This is a genomic window from Acinetobacter sp. YH12072 (assembly GCF_013419565.1).
Classification (GTDB): domain Bacteria; phylum Pseudomonadota; class Gammaproteobacteria; order Pseudomonadales; family Moraxellaceae; genus Acinetobacter.
Map to the genome: position 1 here is coordinate 1 of NZ_VOZV01000012.1, position 18,604 is coordinate 18,604.

Genomic DNA, 18,604 nt, shown 5'->3' on the forward strand with positions numbered 1-18,604 from the left:
TCAGGCATTTAGTTGAAAATATGTTTTGTAGATTAAAGCAATTTAGAGGAATAGCTACTCGATATGACAAGCTCAAAAGAAATTATCAAAGTTCTGTTGCCTTAGCCTGTATATTTTTATGGCTACCGTTATAGGGTTAATTATGAACAGTAAGTGTCAACAGACCCTAGTTTCATTTAAATAGAAATTCATAAGTTGACGAACCATACCGGCATGCATATGAAGTTCAGGCTCTTCAATAAAGAAAGCATGTACGGCATCATTTTTTATGAAAGCTTCATAAGTTAAAATGATAACTTGTTGTAAACCATCACCTAATTGAGAAATAGGAAATTGTCTGTCATTACCTATTTTGATATTCACAACATCTTGGTCATGTTTAGGTATTAGAGAAATTGGATCGTTATCAAAAAAATATTGACTTAATTTTGCTTCATAATTTTTAATTAAATCACGTTGTTCAGGTTCACCTAATAGATGAATTTTAAGTTCATGGTATAGACATTCACCTGTAATAATATTTTGGGAAGTAAATTTACTTAAATTGGTGAAATAATCTTTTTTAGCACGTTCTATGTAGGGCTGCTTATTTTCTAAGTCTGTTACAGGACGCATACCACGTAGAATAGGAATATAGAATTTTTCTTTGAAAAAACCAGAGATAATTTTTAAATCTTCATCATTAAGTTCAAATAAACTATAATTATCTAAATAATTATGTATTTTTGAATTTCTTTCTAGATGCCCCTTTATGGAAGAATTAAGGTAAATCAATTGATCAACTCTTTTTTCAGAAAGATTTTTAATTAAATCTTTGTATAAAGATTTAATGTCTGAATGAGTTGTACTGTATCCCAAAACATCATCTATTTGAGGAAGTTTATTTTTTAAAATTATTAAATTCTTTAATAGTTCTTTATATTTATATATTCCACATGGATAGTTATTTACGAAAAGACTTCTAAGAAACCTACTTTTTCCAGAATTATTTTTTCCAATAAAAAAATTCAACCGTTTAACTTCTACAACTTCAGAATAATCTGCAGCATTATCAGAACTATAATTCTCTATATTTTCAGCCCAATAATATAATTTTTCTGTCATAAAAAAGCCCCTGAATTATGGAGGCTAATTTATCAGTAATGGTACACTTTTAAAACTTTTTCAAAGCCTCATAGACTTACTTTTTCAATTTCACCAACTCCACTCTACGATTTTTCGCCTTACCATCTTCATTCGCATTATCTGCAACAGGCTGCGTATCCCCGAAACCTTTAGAGGTTAAACGGCTGCTTTCAATACCCGCTTTGGTCAGGGCAGCAACCACGCTTTGCGCACGTTGATCAGACAGCTTTAAGTTATGTGTTTCATCACCGGTATTGTCGGTATGACCATAAATGCCCAGTTTTAAATCCGGATTGTCTTTTAATAAAGCAATAATTTGCTCAATTTGCGCTTGCGAGTCCGGCAATATCTCCGCTTTATCCGTTGCAAAGTTAATTTGTACACTGACTTTATTGTCCTGATCCAGACTTTGTTTTAGCGCATCTGAGGTGAGCGCTTTGGCAGTCACATTTAAAGGTTTGGATTCAGCCACCATCAGCGAAATATAGTTGCCAGATTGGGTTAGCTGGAACCATGCAGACTTATTTTCCTGGCGAACTACATAAGTCTTGGTCGGGTAGTTAAAAATATCACCCAGGCCAGCATAATATTGCACCTGAAAATCCTTCGGAATTTTCTCGATGATGTCTTTGGGAATCTGGCTATTGGCAATTTCTACACCACCCAAATCCTTGATCACACTCTCCAGATTACGCTGAATTTCTAAAAAATTGCCTTCTTTATATTCCGGCTTCGAGGTAATGCCTGAGCTGAATAATTGTCCTTCGACCCATTCCAGTTGCTGTCCTGTCCAGAATGGAACACGCTCAAAATTGCGCTGTTCAGTATTTTGATAGATATAACCGTCTGGCAGGGCAATATAAGGAAAGTCACCGAGTGTTGCTGTGCTCAGAGGGATTTTATTCAGGTCAAAAGTTTGTGTTTGTGCCGTTTCGGCAGCTTGCGTGGTGTCTTCCTGCTGGATTTCGGTTTTGGAGGTTTCTGCTTGCTCGGTTTTGCTACATGCCGCAAAAATAAAAGGCGTACAAAGAATGGCAGTACGAAGGAGAGTGGCAGTCTTCATTAAATTTCCTTATTGTTCGGCATTTTTATGGAATTTATTGTATAGAAATTAGCTTGTAGTGCAAATTTTAATCGAACCCTAAATCTAAATGGTTTTAGCATCCAAAATTAAGGCTACAGGAGGGTAAGGGGTGAAGATTTCATTACCGAAAACTGTACCATGAAACCCCATTTGATATCGTTTTGGTGCAAGTTTGATCACTCTTGGCGCATAAATATTTCAGACACATTTTGTAGCATTTATTAAGTTTCAACTCACTGTTTTAAAAAACTTTTTAAATAATAAAAAACTCTTTATATTTGGCATATTTTCTGCTTTTATTTATATACCGAATTAAAAGAGGAGAGCATATTACTTGAAGAACCAGACGCAATTCTCGATCAATCCATCATGTCTAAAAATAATTACAGTACATGATTAATTTAACGACCTCTTGGTGAATTAATTCACTCATTTTGATTCCAAATAAGCCCCATAATCGTTGATGGGGCTTTTTTTGAGCTGAATTTCTGTCTTTTCTCCTCCTAATTAGCAAATTCCCCGACCTAAAACTGGCACGCTTTCTGCATTTCCTAAAGTAATACGAAATTTACATTCAGTAATACCGAGGAGATGCGCATGAATAATCAAAGTAAAAAAGCCAAGCTGCATCCATTTGCCCAATTTTTAATTGAACTGCTCAGCGTTCGCGCCGGGCTTTATGTCAAACAAGATTCACTCAAGGAAAGCAGACGTGTCTAAACCAAAATTGGCACGAATCAGTATCACCGTGCCGGAAACCACCTTACAGGCCATGGACCAGAAAATTGTCGAGCAACATTATGAAAGCCGCTCGCAGGCCATTGTCGACATGATTAATCGCCACCTGATTGATGAACTAGTTTCTCGTGATGAAGTCATGGTCGGCACACTGACCCTGGTTTATGACGTCAGCCTGAAACCGTTACGTTCCCAGCTGGTCGATTTGCAACAGCAATATCTGGAACAGGTGATCAGCTCGCTGCATATCCAGCTGGATGATCAGAAAGTCCTGCAAGTCATGCTGATGCAGGGCGTGAGCAGTGATTTAAAAGAAATTAGCGAACAATTTATTGCATTAAAAGGGGTGCTCAAAGGACACCTGGAACTGATGGATGCCGTGATGCCTCCCATTCCCCAAAATACCAATAAAGGAGTATTGTCATGAATACTTTATGGACAATTCAAGACTGGCAGAACGCCTACCAACAGCAGCAGATTCAGTTACAGGACCTGATCGATTATGTTGCATCATTTCATAATGATGATCATGCCTGGATTTCAATTGCATCTGCAGAACAATTACAAGCACAAATTGATGCCTTAACAGGAAAATCACCAGCCGAATTGCCACTCTACGGCATTCCATTCGCAGTCAAAGACAATATTGATGTTGCCGGTTTTTACACCACTGCAGCCTGTAAAGAAGCATCTTATCTCGCAACCAGCGATGCGACGGTGGTGGCTAAATTAAAAGCAGCAGGTGCAGTTGTCGTAGGTAAAACCAATCTGGATCAGTTTGCAACTGGTTTAGTTGGAGTACGTTCACCTTACGGTGCAGTAAAAAACAGCTTTAATCCGGAATATATCAGTGGCGGTTCAAGTTCGGGTTCATCTGTAGCCGTGGCCAATGGTCAGGTGCCCTTTAGCTTAGGCACGGATACCGCTGGCTCCGGTCGTGTACCAGCTGGACATAACAATATTGTCGGCTTAAAACCCACCAAAGGCTGGTTTTCTACCACAGGTCTGGTGCCAGCGTGCCGCACTATTGATGTGATTTCAGTCTTTGCCTTGACTATTGATGATGCCTGGCAAGTTGCGCAGATTATGCAAGGCTATGACGCGACAGATGAATATTCCCGCCAACATCCAGCCAATGTACCAACCCAATTTTCCAAAGGCAAAATTGCCATTCCGGCACAACTGGAATTCTATGGCGATGCTGAAACTGAAAAAGCCTTTGAATTGGCAATTACTCGTGTAAAACAGCTGGGTTATGCAGTTGAAGCCATTGATTTCAGCATTTTCAATCAGCTGGCTTCAGCACTGTATAACAAGGCTTGGGTAGCAGAACGAACCAACGCTGTTGAAAAACTGGTTTCTCGTGAGGTGACCCATCCGGTGATCAACCAGATCATCAGTCAGGCAGACAACTTTAATGCTGTCGATATGATGCAGGCGGAATATGAACGAGCGCAATTGGCTCGTCAGATCAATCTGGCGCTGGCAGACTTTGATGCCTTGATGGTGCCAACGGCTCCAACCATCTACAAGATTGCTGATGTGGAAGCGGATCCATTAGTCAAAAACAGCCACATGGGCGCTTATACCAACTTTGTGAATTTTGCGGATTTATCGGCTTTGGCACTGCCTAATGCAATTCGTGCTGATGGTTTGCCAAGTGGGGTGACCTTTATTGCACCCGCCTGGATGGATCAGGCACTGGCGAACTTTGGTCAGAGCTGGCAGCAGGCAACAGCTTTAACACTGGGCACTTCGCAAAAAACTTATGAACAAACAAGCCAGATTCAGTCACAGCATGCAGTAAAACTGGCAGTCGTCGGTGCGCATCTGACTGGTATGCCATTGAACTTCCAGCTCACCACACGTGGTGGCACTTTAGTGCAAAAAACCAAAACCGCAGCCAGCTACAAACTGTTTGCACTGAAAAATACCACACCACCAAAACCAGGTTTGCAGCATCACAGTAAAGGTCAAGAAATCGAAGTGGAAGTTTGGGAGATTCCGTTTGCCAACTTTGGTCAGATCGTGGCAGAAGTTCCGGCACCGCTGGGCATTGGCAATGTACAGCTGGCAGATGGCAGCTGGGTTAAAGGTTTTATCTGCGAAGGCTATGCGCTTGAAGATGCAATTGACATCAGTCATTTCGGCGGTTGGCGTGAATTTATCAAATCAAAACAACTTTCAAATACGCGTTTTAAATGTAATTGCATAGGGGAAATCGCACAATGATCAAAAAAGCTACTCTGGCAGCATCGGTTTGCGGTGCCATTTTATTCAGTGGTTGTGACAATACGGCGAAAGTTCCAGAATCCTCTGGTCAGGCCAAAGGCAATGTAAATACTCAGCCGATTCGTATCGGCTATAGCGACTGGCCAGGTTGGGTGGCTTGGCAAGTGGCGATTGAAAAAGGCTGGTTAAAAGAAGCAGGTGTGAATGCAGATTTTAAATGGTTTGACTATTCTGCTTCATTGTCTGCCTTTGCAGCAAATCAGCTGGATGCAGTCATGGTAACCAATGGTGATAATCTGGTGACTGGCTCTGGTGGTACTAAAGGCATGATGATTCTGGCGACGGATTATTCAGCTGGAAATGACGTGATTATTGCCAAGAATGGCATTAATTCGATTCAGGATTTACGCGGTAAAACTGTTGCCACTGAAAAAGGTCTGGTCGATCACTTGCTGCTATCGACTGCTCTGGATGATGCAAAGGTTAAACTGAATGAAGTGAAACTGGTCAATACCATGACCAATGAACTGCCACAGGTCTTTGCAACAGCGGATATTGATGCGATTGCGGTATGGCAGCCAGTCGCGAATCAGGCCTTATCTGCGGTTGCTGGTTCAAAAATTATTTTCAGCTCTAAAGATAAAGCTGGTCTGATTTACGACACCTTGACCGTGAATCCTGCGCATCTGGAAGCCAATAAAGAGCAATGGAAAAAGGTCATTCAAGTTTGGGATAAAACTGTTAAATATATCAATGACCCGGCAACACGTGCAGATGCTGTAGAAATCATGTCGAAACGTGTCGGTGTTGATGCTAAAGCCTATATGCAGTTTGTAGATGGTACCCATTTGCTGGATCTGGAAGCGAACAAAAAAGTCTTTACCAAAGGTGAGGGTTTCGATTCGATCTATGGTTCAAGCTATCACGTCAACAAGTTTAACGTCACTAATGGCATTTATAGCACTGAAATGAATGTGGATAGTGTGATTGTTCCAACGCTGGTACAAGAGCTGAAATAAGTCGAAATCCAAACAATAAAAAATCCCCAGTTTCGGGGATTTTTTATTGTTAGATGTGTAAATATCTTTTATAAATCGAAAAATGATCATTAATATTCAAATTTAATGGATATTGAAAGTTTCTTCTCCCTCTGGGATGAGAAGCATAGCTTTGCAAGAGGATGAGGGTATTTATTAGAGAGAACCTCTCCCTGAGGAGCATGCTCCGCAAGTCTCCTACAAGGAGAGGGAATTTACTTCTTAGTAATTAAAAAATGACTGATGAAAAACACTAATATTAAGAAATTAAAGTTCAATACTTTTGGAAAAGACATTAATAAAAATAATTCCCACAATCATGAATGACAGACCAATCAGTGCCGGAATATCCAGAAGCTGCTTGAACACCAGCAGTCCCACTGTAGAAATCAGGATAATACCTGCACCGGACCAGATGGCATAAGCAATGCCCATTGGGATGGTTTTCATGGCCATGGAAAGAAAGAAAATGGCAATCGCATAGCCAACAAAGGTGGTGATTGAAGGCCAGAGTACGCTAAAGCCATTGGAGGCCTTTAGTGCAGAAGTCGCGATGACTTCTGCAATAATAGCAACGGATAGATATAAAAAAGCCATATTCCTCCTTATAACACCCGTTCTGCATGATGCAGCAGGTGATTCTGTTCTTTGCTCATCCACTGTTCAGCTTCTGTAGTCGTGCTAGTCTTGTGCTGAAACTCATATTCAGGTTGGTAGATATCAATCTTAAAAATCAGGTCAATTGCACGACCATCCAGAACCACATGCTGGACCAGACGGGTTGCATCCAGAATTTCAAAATTGTCCAGATCAAAGGCGTTGCCTGTTTCACCGGTACGGGTGCTGTAGGTTTTACTTAAACCTTGGGTGCCAATAGAGACTTCAAAGCTTTGTAATAGATCAAATGAAGTAGTATCGGCTGACTTGATATCTAGTTCTGCAACTTGAGATTGCATCTCTGGCAAACGGGTCAGGGCATAGGCAATATGATCATCACAGATGATCAGACCGCCATCCATTTGCAGTTTTGCACCTGATTGGACATCTACCGCAGATTCTAAGCGTAGGCCTAAGAACAGCCCTTTCTTCACTTGCTGACGCCAGTCTTCGACATAGACATTGCTTGGTGAAAATTCCAGAATGCAGTTACCAATCGCATGTAGTTTGGCCGGTTCAGGCCACTGCACATGATTTTGATAATTGGCGTAGTCTTCAACTTCCCATGACAAGAGCTGCGTTGCATCATCCCATACCGTATTGCCAATCCAGCCCTGACGTTCTGTCACTGGTGTGTCATTCTGACTTTTCAGGCGTAGATCAATAGTAAAGCTGCGTGACTGGAACCAGTACACAATGGTGTTTTGATCGGTCAGGCCATTAAAGAAACTGATGCTTTTCCTGCGAAATGCCCCATATAAAAAGCTCGGAACTACTTCAGGTTGAGTAGTTGTTGGCGTTAATTTTTTTATGGCTTCTAATAGGTTCATGATGCTGCCTCCGATTTTTCATTTAAACCAAAGGAAGACAGTGGAACGGCATTTTTTAGAACCAGCTCACCATTGGCAATTCGCTGTTTTAAATACTGGAACGTTTGTGCGGTCTGATTAAACAGGTGTTCACCACCAATCAAAGGCTTATATTTGGAATCATCAGTTTTTACCACCGGTTCAATCACCGTGTCATAGTTACAGGCACAGAACAGCGGGAAGGAATAACGTTCTTCAGAGACTTTTTTTACGCGGTGTTTGGTTGCCAGGTATTTGCCATTGGACAGGATTTCCATCATGTCTCCAATGTTCATCACCAACGTATTTTCAATCAATGGAATATCAATCCATTCGCCAGCTTTGTTCAGCACCTGCAAACCTGGCGCAGTTGGTAATAGCAGGGTAAAGCATTCATAGTCGGTATGTGCGCCGATGCCTTCGGCATCTTTGATATCCGGATTGTACGGATAATGAATCAGGCGCAATTGACTTGGCGCATCATTAATTTTATCGGCAAAGAAATCTTCTTTGACACCAAGAGCCAGGGCAAAAGCAGAAAAAATTTGTTCGCTAATGGTGCGCAAGTGACCGTAATATTGGCTGACAATGGCTTTAAAATTTGGATATGCAGGCCATAAGGTTGGGCCAAGCAATGGGCAGTCTTTTCTAGAACCCTGATAGTCATAATTCACATCATAGGCTTCTTTGAGGTCATAACTGTTGCTTGCGAACTGTTCTTCACCAATTGGCACATAACCACTATGGTTACTGGATTTGCCAATATAGTGCTGCATTTTTGTGTCCAGATCCTGCTCGAAATAGGATTTGGCCAGTTCAACCAGTGACGTGGCATAATCAAAATTAAACTGATCTCCTTTAAGATAAAGGAATCCGACATCTTTACAGGCCTGGTCTAAAGCTGCCGCAACTTCAAGACGATCGGCCAGATGTGGATTTTGCATTTTGGAAATATCGACGAGTGGAAGTACGTATTGGTCTTGCATTGCAATCACCTTATTGTTGGTCGTCCAACACAGCGACTAAAACCTTTGGGTCGTCCCAAAGGCTCTTTTTTTAAATGGATTATTTGCTCGTGCTGACTTTGGTCAAGCGTGGAATTTCTGGAAGATCGGCTAGTGCAGGATCCAACTCATCCTCCTGTGCATGTACCAGATGATTAACGTGCTCGCGAAGCTGTTTAAATTCCGGAGTCAGCATCAGATCTGGATGACGTGGACGTGGCAAATCCACTTCAATAATCTCTTTGATCTCACCTGGATTGGCTTTCAGCGCCACAATCCGGTCTGCCAGCAAGATGGCTTCATCCATATCATGGGTCACGAAAATGATGGTGATGTCGATGTTTTGCCACAGATCCATCAGGTGACGCTGCATTTTTTGGCGCGTATGAGGATCCAATGCACCAAAAGGTTCATCCATCAGTAGTACTTTAGGTTCATTGACCAAGGCGCGGGCAATCGCCACACGCTGTTTCATCCCACCTGAGAGTTGATGCGGATACTGATCCTGATATTTTTCCAGGCCAATAATGTTGATCCATTCACGTGCCTGCGCTTCAGCAGAAGCATTGCTTTGACCTTTCATTTTCGGGCCAAACATGATGTTTTCTTTCACGGTCTTCCATGGAAACAGGGTATAGCCCTGAAACACCATGCCACGTTCCGGGCTTGGGCCAGTAATCGGCTTGCCATCCACCAGAATTTCACCGCTGGTATAAGGATCAAGCCCAGCAACAACGCGGCTAAAGGTCGATTTACCGCAACCCGATGGACCAATCACACAGATAAACTCACGTTTATGAATTTTCAGGTCAATGCCATTTAAAATGGTGCGTTCAGTTTTGCCATGCTTGAAGGATTGAGTGAGCTGTTTGGCTTCCAGGATGACTGGACGGCTATAAATCTTGTCAAAATATTCGTGGGTATTAAATTCAGTGTTTTGCATCAGTTTGCTCCCGGTTTCCATTTAAATAAGCGTTGTCCCAATTTCATTAAAATCACGTCACAGAGCAGACCAATTACCCCAATGATCAGGATCGCTGCAAAGACATTGTCAAAATTCTGATAACGGGCCTGCTGGGTAATAAACCAGGTAATACCAGACGTACTACCGATCAGTTCAGCCACGATCAGGTACGTCCATGCCCAGCCGAGCAGTACGCGTAAGTTACGATAAATTTCAGGAAGGGCCGCTGGAATGACCACATGAAACAGGCTTTTTAATTTATTAGTACCCAGGGTAAAACCGGCTTCAATCAGACTGCGATCTACCAGTCGTGTAGTATTGGCAATGATCAGGATTTGCTGGAACAGGGTTCCAATCACAATGATGGCTACTTTTGGTGCATCATTGATGCCTAAAATAGCTACCGCAAGCGCACCAAAGGCTGGGGCTGGCAAATAGCGGAAAAACTCAACAAATGGCTCGGTCAGTTGGGAAATTTTATTAGAGAAGCCACATAAAATACCGAGTGGAATACCGATCAGGGAAGAAATAAAGAAGGCAGTAAACACCAGTTTGATACTGTGCCACAGGCTTTCATGAAACCATGGGGCATTGGCCTGAGCAGGTTCTGTGGTAAATGCAGTGACCAACGCGATCGCCACTTCATGCGGGGCAGGCAGATAGATCGGATTGACCAGAATACCTTGGGGCGGCGCCAGACCTTGATCCACGGCGGATTGCGCAGCAGAGAAAAAGATATCCTTATCAATACGACTACCGACCTGTAAATAGCTAACGCTGCCTGAATCGGCAATCTGGACTTGTGGATGCCAGATAAATGGCAAATAACTGACTGCACACCAAATCAAGATCGGTATTAAAAAAGACCCCAAGCCAAACAGTATTTTATTTCTTTGACTGAGTTCACGTGCAACGTAACTCATAGTGTTGCCCCTCAATATTACAATTTTTATAAAACGTAATACTGATTAAGCAAAATGAATGCCATAATAAGCAGAAACATTCAAAATGATAAAATAAACTGATATTTCAAAAGAAAAATTTAAACTGATAGGCAGGAATAACAACTTACTTAAGTTAACAGTTTGATTACATCCAGAAACATAAATAATCGTATTTTAGTCTTTATTGATTAATTTATAGTCAGAACTATTTCATATCTTTACATCGGTTTATTTAATCTCTTATTTTCCTTAAGGTATTGTCCACTTCTTAACTCATTGAATTATAAAAGGGGAGCAATGCTAGAATTTAAAAATCAAATCGTACACGGCGCAATTTTCGATATGGATGGAACCATGTTTGATACTGAACGCTTGCGCTTTCAAACCTTGCAACAAGCTTCGCGTGAGCTGATCGGCGTCGAATTTTCTGAAAACTATTTAATGCAGTGTTTGGGCTTAAGTGCCCGTAGTGCCGAGCAGCTGGCCAAAGAGCGTTATGGACAAGATGTTCCTTATGCCGAGATCCGCCAGCGTGCTGATGTACTGGAACTAGAACATGTACGCAATTATGGTGTTCCAATTAAAAAAGGTTTATTACAAGTACTGGAACGCCTACGCAAGGCAGGCCTGAAAATGGCTGTGGCGACTTCGAGCCGACGTGCGATCGCAGAAGAATATCTGATCAATGCCAATGTCTATAAATTTTTTGATGTACTGGTGTGTGGCGATGAGATTAAACAGGGGAAACCTCATCCAGAAATTTTTATCAGTGCAGCCGAAAAAATCAATTTAAGTCCGGCTCAATGCCTGATGTTTGAAGATTCTGAAAATGGTCTACGATCTGCCTATGATGCAGGCGGTATGACGGTACTTTTTAAAGATATTAAAACGCCGAATGAATCGATGCTGGCACAAGCCCAGTATTATTATGAAACAATGGAAGATTTTCTGACAGACCTGAACCAGTTTGTTCCTGTTCTGGAAATGCCAGAACTTGAGACCGCATTTCCGCAAACGCTGAATCAGTTAACGGTCGGGATTCACGGCTTCGGTGCAATTGGCGGTGGTTATTTGGCTCAGGTGTTATCACACTGGGATGGTTATACACGTCCCCGTAAAATTATTGCCTCAACGCGTAATCCACTCTATCAATCTGCCGTAAATGCGTTTGGCACCTATTGCATTCGTTATGGTCAGAACTCTTTTGACCAGCGTATTGAAAATATGAGTGTGATTGATGCGCATGATCTGGAGCAAATGCAGAACATGTATATTGAATCCAGTCTGGTGGCAGTCTGTGTCCCTGAGGAAGCTCTGGTTTCTGAAGCAGAAGTAATTGCACAGGGTTTATATGCGCGATACTTGGCCTACGAGCAGCAGGAACAGCCGCTGACGCTGTTAATTATCCTGAATAAAATCGGGGCCAAACAGCTGGTGATGCAGCAGATTCTGAGCCGTCTGAAACAGATTACGGATGAACAGACAGCGCAGCACATTATGGATCAGCATTATTTCTGTGACACAGTGGTGAACCGTATGGTATCCAAACTGTCCGACCAGAAACTGTACCGTCAGCTGCGCATCAAATACAACATGTTCAAGCAGTATCAGCTGGATGAAGATCTGTCCGTAGTGGATCTGGATGATTCTACAGCCCTGAATGCAGAGCAGGAACATCAGGCGGGCTTATATATTGAAGACCTGCGCCGTAATTTTCAGCCAAGTCATATTCTACAGTCAATGGATCTGATTCTGTTTAATGCCGAAACGGATATGCCAATCTATGTGGAAAATAACAGTCCATTATTGGCTAAAATGCGCCAGATGATTCTGGTAGATGATATTGCCAATATCCAGCTGATTAAAAACCGCTTATGGAATGGTGTGCATGCGATGATGGCCTGGTATGCCAGCCTGCGCGGTCATCAGACCATTGGCGTGGCCATGTCAGATCATGCGGTCAGAAAATTCATGCAGCAGGCCTTAGCGCAGGTGAAGCATGGTCTCTGTTACCAGATTCCTAAGCATGCTTCAGATCTGGAACGTCTGGCACAAAGTTTTACTGAATCCTGTGCCTATGCTTATCAGGACCCATGTGCACGTGTAGGGCGTGAACCCTTAAGAAAGCTGAAACACAATGAACGGGTTATGGGTTCATTATCGACCTTGCTTAAATATAGTTTACCGTCTGATGTGGTTTTAAAAGGCGCAGTGTTAGGTTATATCTATGCTCTGGAACAGGGTGAATGTGAGCAGCAGGAACTGTTGATGCATTTACAGATCCAGTTAAGACATATGGCATTAGAGCCGCAACTATATGAGACCTTGTATGATGAAATGTCACAATTCATCAATCAGATGATTGCTGGAAAATTGTCCTTGCAAAAATTCATGCAACTGGATTTGCAGCAAGCGTTCAGCTAAATATCAGCAGTAAATAAAAAGACCCAGAACGATTCTGGGTCTTTTTTTATGGAATTTTATAAATTTATAATTTATACAGTCGTGGATTCTTGCTGATAAATACAGGATTGGGCAATCTGTTGCTGATCATCTGCGGACAGATCAATATTTTCCCATTTTTCCATCTGCTCTAATAGCCAGATAAAATCGGTGAATTGAGGCTCAACACTTTCACCTGCAAGGTTACGAATAATATTCTGAATCTTATGGAAGTCATAAACGTGTCGAGAAGCTGAACATTCAAACTGGATAATCTGATAATCCATCAGCATGTCCCAGACTTCAGAAAGATCCGTAGCATGCTTTAAATCCATCTGGGCTTTTTTTACAGCAGCGACTAAGGCCTCTACAGTCAGTGGATGCAACTCGCCCCATTCCTGAGTTATTGCCAGCACTTTGTCTGCCACTTTAGGAATCACATTTTGGCTTGCTGCGACAATCAGGCTATAACCTTCAAGCTTGGCCTGAATATTCCATGGCTCACCCACACAAAAACCATCAAAAATCTGTGCTGCAATTCCTTTGACCATTAAAGGGGGTGGTGAGGTCTTGAGCAATATATTTTTGGCATATTGCGGATCACTTAAGGCCAGCCATTCTCTTAAACAATAATGATGAATAGAATATTTATAAACATGCGCCAGACCTACTTTGTGTTGCTGCTTTAAGGCACTGACCAGCTTTTGCGACGTGATCTGTTCATTATCTTCAGGCTGAATGCCCAGTTCATAACACAGATCCTGTCTTAAGCTGATAAATGCCTGATTGATACTGAGGACTAATGGGGTCTGCAAAGCGACTTGTAACTGGTCTGCGCCCAAAGCAGCCGCGGGAAGCATGGCAGACAGGCAATGGGCAGCATCCAGAAAGCCATAGGCCAGACGGTCGCGTAAGCTGGACCAGGAGGCTTCACGGATCAGGTTTACCTTTAAACCCTGTTCAGTAAAATAACCTTGTCGCTCCGCCCAAAGAATGGCAACACAATCAAGCAGTGGAATATAGCCAATATTGAGTTCTGTTTTTTCTAATGTTGTCATTGAATGCTCCTTATTGGCCGGATAACAGTTTTTGTGCATCAAGTAAGCGCCTTGCCATATCGCCAATGGTAATCCGGTGACTCATGGCATTTTTGCGCAACAGGGCAAATGCTTCTTCTTCGCTCAGTCCATGCAGCTGGATCAGCAGGACTTTGGCTTTATCAATATCCCTGCGATCACTTAATTTTTCCTGAGTTTCCTTCAGGTCATGTAACAGTTTTTTATGTTTCTGGAATTGTTCAATCGATATTTCCAGAATATTTTCCAGTTTGGTTGGATCAATCCCGTCCACAATATATGCCGTGACTCCGGCATCAATGGCATTTCTGATGGTGTCCTTGTTGGAATTTTGGGTAAATAGAACCGTAGGTAATTCATACTGACTCACGCAGCTTTCGATAATATCGCGATGAGGATGATCCATATTTAACAGAATGACATCGGCATGCAGGCTTTTGATATCAACAATGTTGAGGTCATTCAGAATGACACAGGCCACCACATGAAAATCATGCGCAAGTAAAGAAGCCTGAATAAATTCAGCGCGTTCTGGATCATCATCAATCAGGGCAATTCGTAATTTAGACATGCAAGATTTTTAACTAGTACATCGGGGAATATTCTATGAGGACTTATGCAAAAAACATACCATGCAATTTGGTGCAAAAAATCAGGAGATCAGGTTAAAAGTGTCATAAAAATAGTGCATAGAGTCTGATGAGACTAAATTACTCTGACTAAAATGAGGCGTAACCAAAATAATCGCACTAAAATAAGGAATTTTAAGACAATAAAGAATATAAAATTTATCGCTTAGATCAATTTTAATTTCATCAAGATGATCGGGAAAAATAAAAAAATCAAATATAGATAAAAATATTGGAATAATAATTGCTTATTTTTAATCCACTATAAAATAAAAAGGTGGAATAGACATGAAATTACAACTTATACCATCCCTGCTAGTAGTAATGAGCAGTCTTTTGATGGCGGGTAATGTGATGGCAGAAGATGGTGGTTTACGTTTTACCGAGAAAACTCTGGCCAAAGTGGCAGAAATGAAAACCAAGAAAAAATCAGCTGAAACCCAGCAAGCTGTACCATTACAAGCACAAGTAATCGAAAATGCCTCTAAATAAAATAATAGCCAGAATACATGAAGAAACTCTCCAGCAGGAGGGTTTCTTTTTTGGGCTGAAATCTATAAGCCATAGTTCAAAAAATAAGAATTCTATTTTCTAGTTATGACTAAGATTTTGGTCTAGAAACCTGTCTATTAAACTGATCTTTATGAATCAGAATATTGTTTATATCTTCAAAATTTTTAATTTAAATCATTTTTTGCCAACTCGAAAGAGATGGTTGCAAGAAAAAAATACATATATATAAATTACAAATACTTAATAAATTAGATGTCAGAAATTGTTTGAATCTATCTGTGATCTTGCAAAGTACTGACAGATTATTTGTATAGAATAAATTAAAAATATTGCCGCACCAGTCAGATATTTTGGCAGAAAATATCTGCTTAATTTTGCATGCTTCATTTATGCTACAGCTTAAATTTTAAGCCAAGTCCTAAAGCAGATCAGGATCACTTATACAGGATTGTATAAATTCGCCATGAATATGACAAAAATCCCTCTCAAGAAAAATCCGCTTAGCCTGATGATACTGTTGGCATTTTCAGGCCATCTTTATGCTGAAACTACGCTAGCACAGGATAGTGTTCAGCAACTGGACACTATTGTGGTGACCACTGAGCAAAATACAAATTCCCAGCAACAGACTGCGGCCGAACTCGCTAAAGTTTCGGGAGGAACCAATTTTATTTCAGATCAGCAGCTCGAACATCAGCGTCTGGGAACCATTGCTGACGTCTTCCGTCTCCAGCCCGGTATTTATGCCCAATCGCCGGGCAATGAAGGAGCCAAAATTTCTATCCGTGGTTCTGGCATTAACCGTACTTCTGGTGCACATGCATCCGGAACTTATGTCATGATCGATGATATTCCCTTTACCGGACCGGGTGGTACAGCTTATGAACTGCTTGAACCATGGTGGATTGATCATGTTGAGGTGTACCGTGGTGCCAATGGTTTAAAACAGGGCGGATTGTCCTTAGGTGGAACAGTTAATTATAAAAGTAAGACTGGTGCAGAGCAGAATGGCTCTGAATTAAAATATGAAACGGGTAGCCATGGCTATCAGAAATACCAGTTTAGTACTGGCCGAGAACTCGATAAGTTAGATTATTATCTGACAGTAACGGGTTCACAGTTTGACGGGATTCAGGATCATGCCGAAGGTGATGGTAAAGGTCTAGCTTTTAATCTGGGTTATCAGATCAGTCCAGATATTGAGACCCGCTTTTATGCCCGTTACCGTGAAAGCAAACATTTAACGCCAGGGCGCATTACCCAGGAACAGCTCAAGAATAATCCTGAAGCGGCTGACACTAATTTCGTAACTATTGATGCCAAACGGATTCAGCCGGGCAGTACTTGGCTAGCCAATACTACGACATGGAATTTGCAGGATGATGCCATACTGACCGGTAGTCTGGCTTATCATCATTATCCACTAGATTTACGTGAAAGTACCTATCGTACTAATGTCGATTATGAAGATATTAGTGCACGGATTCAGTATGAAAAGCCTTATCAGTTGTTCGGTCTTGAACATCAAGGACGAGTTGCTTTTCGAAGTACCACGCACCGTCCAAACAGTGGGGTTACCGAAAGTTTAAGAACTGATCGGGTTATAACCGGGGAGGAGTATCCAGCAGGTACCGTAACACGCCGTTATACCTATCGTGGTTCAGACAATGTGCTGCAATTTGATCAGGAAACCCAGTTGAATGATCGGTTTAAGCTTGATCTTGGATTGGCAGCTGCCTATACCCATCGTGAAAGTGAAGTGACTTATCCGGAGGCCAGTCCCGAAGTCAGTCGCTATGAATGGAATTTCGCACCGCGCATTGGCCTGACTTATCAGCCAAATGAGACACTGCAATGGTTTGCCAATTTAAGTCGTAGTATTGAACCGGCACATCCATGGGCGATGGCTTGGTCTTCGCCATATTATTTTGATGGTGGGGTCGCTGCAGGACGAGTGCGTGAACCTATTTATCTGGACACGCAAACTGCAAATACTTTAGAACTGGGTGGCAGGGGCCAATCAGCCTGGGGTGATTGGGCACTGAGTTATTACTATTCCAGAGTTAAAAATGAGCTATTGTCTTCTGAAATGATTAAGGAGTATGACAATAGCACGGCTCTCCCAGAAGAACGGATTAGTGTTGAATCCAATGTGACTCCAACCCTTCATCAAGGTGTAGAACTCAGTCTGGATACACCATTGTATGCATCACAGCAGGGTGAACTTCGCCTACGACAGGCTTATACCTTGAGTGATTTCCAGTATAAAAACGATCCTTTATTTGGCAAAAACCAGTTGCCAGGGATTCCAAAACATCTTTATCAGGCGCAGCTCAGTTACGCCTTGAATAACGGTCTTTATGTAGGGCTAAATACTGAATATGCATCGAAGATGGCGCATGATTATGCCAATAGCCGCTTTAGTGATGATTATCAGATTTGGGGTATTGATCTGGGATATGCGCCAGAAGATCAGTCATGGAGTGCCTGGGTTAACTTCAAGAATATCACCGATGAAAAATATGCAGCAGTGGTGATTCCAGGTTATGACGACAAAGGTGCAGATCGAGCACGATCTTCACCGGGTGAAGGCTTCTCAACCTATGCAGGTGTGTCGTTTAAATTTTAAAATCATCACTTCATAAAAAAGCGGGCATTTTTACCCGCTTTTTTATCCTGTCAGCTTGTATAAAACTAGCCTTCCAAAATTCCACTGACACCTGTCACAATCATATCAATCGCAATTGTACCGATTAATAGTGCTGCGACACGACCAACAATATCGACATAAAGGTCAATATAATTGGAATATTTGTGTTGCATATGATCATGCAGATATTTCATCAGGATCAGTAAGCTGCAGGTTAAAAATAAAGTAAAAAAGATCACTAAAATAGTCTGCATTAAACTGAGCTGTACACCGGTAATAACCGAAGCTGAAATTGTTCCAGGGCCAATCATAAAAGGCATGGCAATCGTACCCGCCAGATGATTCGGCGCACCCCGCATCACCCCAATGGTATCCGCACCTTCAAAGACATAGCGATAACCAATCACCAGAAAAATCAGACCACCAAAAATCTGGAAGGATTCAAAGCGAGCATGTAGCACTTCATTGAAGAAGGCTTCGCCAGTTTTCGCAAAAATGATGAAAACAATAAAGCTGATCAGGCTGCCCTGAATCAATGCCATATTGAAGACCTTTGCTTCGGAATTACGAATAATTCCGAGCATATAGATACTCATCAAAAATGGATTGAGTAACGAAAAAAACAGGGCAAAGGCATTTAAACTTGCTGACATCATTCAAT

General features: G+C 41.7%; 16 protein-coding genes and 2 pseudogenes. 8 read left to right on the plus strand and 10 right to left on the minus strand.

Features of this window, described 5'->3' with window-relative positions:
• Positions 1-134: pseudogene (locus FTU19_RS06835) on the plus strand (IS5/IS1182 family transposase); the annotation flags it as partial.
• Between the two features lie 34 nt (positions 135-168).
• Here FTU19_RS06835 and FTU19_RS06840 read toward each other — a convergent pair.
• Both FTU19_RS06840 and FTU19_RS06845 read right to left on the minus strand, forming a co-directional pair.
• Positions 169-1,104: pseudogene (locus FTU19_RS06840) on the minus strand (AAA family ATPase); the annotation flags it as partial.
• A gap of 76 nt (positions 1,105-1,180) precedes the next feature.
• Positions 1,181-2,188 carry an OmpA family protein gene (locus tag FTU19_RS06845; RefSeq protein ID WP_180130507.1) on the minus strand — a complete coding sequence of 336 codons (1,008 nt, stop codon included), beginning with the start codon at positions 2,186-2,188 and terminating at the stop codon, positions 1,181-1,183.
• A 618-nt stretch (positions 2,189-2,806) separates the two neighbouring features.
• Here FTU19_RS06845 and FTU19_RS16315 point away from each other — a divergent pair.
• From FTU19_RS16315 to FTU19_RS06860, 4 genes are read left to right on the plus strand one after another with little or no spacing between them, the layout of a single operon-like run.
• Entirely contained in the window at positions 2,807-2,929 is a 123-nt protein-coding gene (locus FTU19_RS16315) for a hypothetical protein (RefSeq protein ID WP_257225439.1), read from the plus strand.
• Entirely contained in the window at positions 2,922-3,374 is a 453-nt protein-coding gene (locus tag FTU19_RS06850) for a CopG family ribbon-helix-helix protein (RefSeq protein ID WP_099339103.1), read from the plus strand. The genes FTU19_RS16315 and FTU19_RS06850 overlap by 8 nt, the downstream gene beginning before the upstream one ends.
• Complete coding sequence (atzF, locus tag FTU19_RS06855; RefSeq protein ID WP_180130509.1) at positions 3,371-5,179, plus strand: allophanate hydrolase; 1,809 nt, start codon at positions 3,371-3,373, stop codon at positions 5,177-5,179. Before FTU19_RS06850 ends, atzF begins: the two co-directional genes overlap by 4 nt.
• On the plus strand, positions 5,176-6,198 hold the full coding sequence (locus FTU19_RS06860; protein WP_180130511.1) for an ABC transporter substrate-binding protein: 1,023 nt from the start codon (positions 5,176-5,178) through the stop codon (positions 6,196-6,198). Before atzF ends, FTU19_RS06860 begins: the two co-directional genes overlap by 4 nt.
• Positions 6,199-6,483: 285 nt before the next feature.
• Here FTU19_RS06860 and FTU19_RS06865 read toward each other — a convergent pair whose 3' ends face one another.
• The 5 genes from FTU19_RS06865 to FTU19_RS06885 all read right to left on the minus strand — a co-directional run bounded on the left by FTU19_RS06865 (position 6,484) and on the right by FTU19_RS06885 (position 10,612).
• Positions 6,484-6,813 (minus strand): multidrug efflux SMR transporter, encoded by a 330-nt coding sequence (locus FTU19_RS06865; protein WP_180130513.1) that lies wholly within the window; start codon positions 6,811-6,813, stop codon positions 6,484-6,486.
• Positions 6,814-6,821: 8 nt separating this feature from the next.
• Positions 6,822-7,703, minus strand: coding sequence for a hypothetical protein (locus tag FTU19_RS06870; protein WP_180130515.1), 882 nt, complete (start codon positions 7,701-7,703; stop codon positions 6,822-6,824).
• Positions 7,700-8,707, minus strand: a complete 1,008-nt coding sequence (locus FTU19_RS06875) for an isopenicillin N synthase family oxygenase (RefSeq protein WP_180130517.1) — start codon at positions 8,705-8,707, stop codon at positions 7,700-7,702. Before FTU19_RS06875 ends, FTU19_RS06870 begins: the two co-directional genes overlap by 4 nt.
• 79 nt (positions 8,708-8,786) lie before the next feature.
• On the minus strand, positions 8,787-9,668 hold the full coding sequence (locus FTU19_RS06880) for an ABC transporter ATP-binding protein (protein WP_180130519.1): 882 nt from the start codon (positions 9,666-9,668) through the stop codon (positions 8,787-8,789).
• Complete coding sequence (locus FTU19_RS06885) at positions 9,668-10,612, minus strand: ABC transporter permease (RefSeq protein WP_180104845.1); 945 nt, start codon at positions 10,610-10,612, stop codon at positions 9,668-9,670. The genes FTU19_RS06880 and FTU19_RS06885 overlap by 1 nt, the downstream gene beginning before the upstream one ends.
• A gap of 318 nt (positions 10,613-10,930) precedes the next feature.
• Between FTU19_RS06885 and mtlD the strand changes: the two genes are divergently transcribed.
• Positions 10,931-13,057 (plus strand): bifunctional mannitol-1-phosphate dehydrogenase/phosphatase, encoded by a 2,127-nt coding sequence (gene mtlD / locus FTU19_RS06890; protein ID WP_180130521.1) that lies wholly within the window; start codon positions 10,931-10,933, stop codon positions 13,055-13,057.
• 71 nt (positions 13,058-13,128) lie between these two features.
• Here mtlD and FTU19_RS06895 read toward each other — a convergent pair whose 3' ends face one another.
• Positions 13,129-14,133 carry an ABC transporter substrate-binding protein gene (locus FTU19_RS06895; RefSeq protein ID WP_180130523.1) on the minus strand — a complete coding sequence of 335 codons (1,005 nt, stop codon included), beginning with the start codon at positions 14,131-14,133 and terminating at the stop codon, positions 13,129-13,131.
• A gap of 10 nt (positions 14,134-14,143) precedes the next feature.
• The gene (locus FTU19_RS06900; RefSeq protein ID WP_004785667.1) at positions 14,144-14,722 is read right to left on the minus strand and encodes an ANTAR domain-containing response regulator; all 579 of its coding nucleotides are present in this window, start codon (positions 14,720-14,722) and stop codon (positions 14,144-14,146) included.
• A 346-nt stretch (positions 14,723-15,068) separates the two neighbouring features.
• On the opposite strand from FTU19_RS06900, the gene FTU19_RS06905 reads away from it, so the two are divergent.
• Positions 15,069-15,272: a hypothetical protein gene (locus tag FTU19_RS06905; RefSeq protein ID WP_125278494.1), complete on the plus strand. Its 204-nt coding sequence runs from the start codon at positions 15,069-15,071 to the stop codon at positions 15,270-15,272.
• Positions 15,273-15,756: 484 nt separating this feature from the next.
• A complete protein-coding gene (locus FTU19_RS06910; RefSeq protein ID WP_180130525.1) occupies positions 15,757-17,922 on the plus strand; it encodes a TonB-dependent receptor domain-containing protein in 2,166 nt (721 codons plus the stop codon).
• A gap of 65 nt (positions 17,923-17,987) precedes the next feature.
• Here the strand turns inward: FTU19_RS06910 and FTU19_RS06915 are convergent, their stop codons facing one another.
• On the minus strand, positions 17,988-18,596 hold the full coding sequence (locus FTU19_RS06915; protein ID WP_159122944.1) for a MarC family protein: 609 nt from the start codon (positions 18,594-18,596) through the stop codon (positions 17,988-17,990).
• Positions 18,597-18,604 lie beyond the last annotated feature (8 nt).

What these genes read in the sequence shown, in the direction of transcription:
- FTU19_RS06845 (WP_180130507.1), bottom strand. Translation starts at nt 2,188, where the DNA reads ATGAAGACTGCCACTCTCCTTCGTACTGCCATTCTTTGTACGCCTTTT.
- FTU19_RS16315 (WP_257225439.1), top strand. Translation starts at nt 2,807, where the DNA reads ATGAATAATCAAAGTAAAAAAGCCAAGCTGCATCCATTTGCCCAATTT.
- atzF (WP_180130509.1), top strand. Translation starts at nt 3,371, where the DNA reads ATGAATACTTTATGGACAATTCAAGACTGGCAGAACGCCTACCAACAG.
- FTU19_RS06860 (WP_180130511.1), top strand. Translation starts at nt 5,176, where the DNA reads ATGATCAAAAAAGCTACTCTGGCAGCATCGGTTTGCGGTGCCATTTTA.
- FTU19_RS06865 (WP_180130513.1), bottom strand. Translation starts at nt 6,813, where the DNA reads ATGGCTTTTTTATATCTATCCGTTGCTATTATTGCAGAAGTCATCGCG.
- FTU19_RS06870 (WP_180130515.1), bottom strand. Translation starts at nt 7,703, where the DNA reads ATGAACCTATTAGAAGCCATAAAAAAATTAACGCCAACAACTACTCAA.
- FTU19_RS06875 (WP_180130517.1), bottom strand. Translation starts at nt 8,707, where the DNA reads ATGCAAGACCAATACGTACTTCCACTCGTCGATATTTCCAAAATGCAA.
- FTU19_RS06880 (WP_180130519.1), bottom strand. Translation starts at nt 9,668, where the DNA reads ATGCAAAACACTGAATTTAATACCCACGAATATTTTGACAAGATTTAT.
- FTU19_RS06885 (WP_180104845.1), bottom strand. Translation starts at nt 10,612, where the DNA reads ATGAGTTACGTTGCACGTGAACTCAGTCAAAGAAATAAAATACTGTTT.
- mtlD (WP_180130521.1), top strand. Translation starts at nt 10,931, where the DNA reads ATGCTAGAATTTAAAAATCAAATCGTACACGGCGCAATTTTCGATATG.
- FTU19_RS06895 (WP_180130523.1), bottom strand. Translation starts at nt 14,133, where the DNA reads ATGACAACATTAGAAAAAACAGAACTCAATATTGGCTATATTCCACTG.
- FTU19_RS06900 (WP_004785667.1), bottom strand. Translation starts at nt 14,722, where the DNA reads ATGTCTAAATTACGAATTGCCCTGATTGATGATGATCCAGAACGCGCT.
- FTU19_RS06905 (WP_125278494.1), top strand. Translation starts at nt 15,069, where the DNA reads ATGAAATTACAACTTATACCATCCCTGCTAGTAGTAATGAGCAGTCTT.
- FTU19_RS06910 (WP_180130525.1), top strand. Translation starts at nt 15,757, where the DNA reads ATGAATATGACAAAAATCCCTCTCAAGAAAAATCCGCTTAGCCTGATG.
- FTU19_RS06915 (WP_159122944.1), bottom strand. Translation starts at nt 18,596, where the DNA reads ATGTCAGCAAGTTTAAATGCCTTTGCCCTGTTTTTTTCGTTACTCAAT.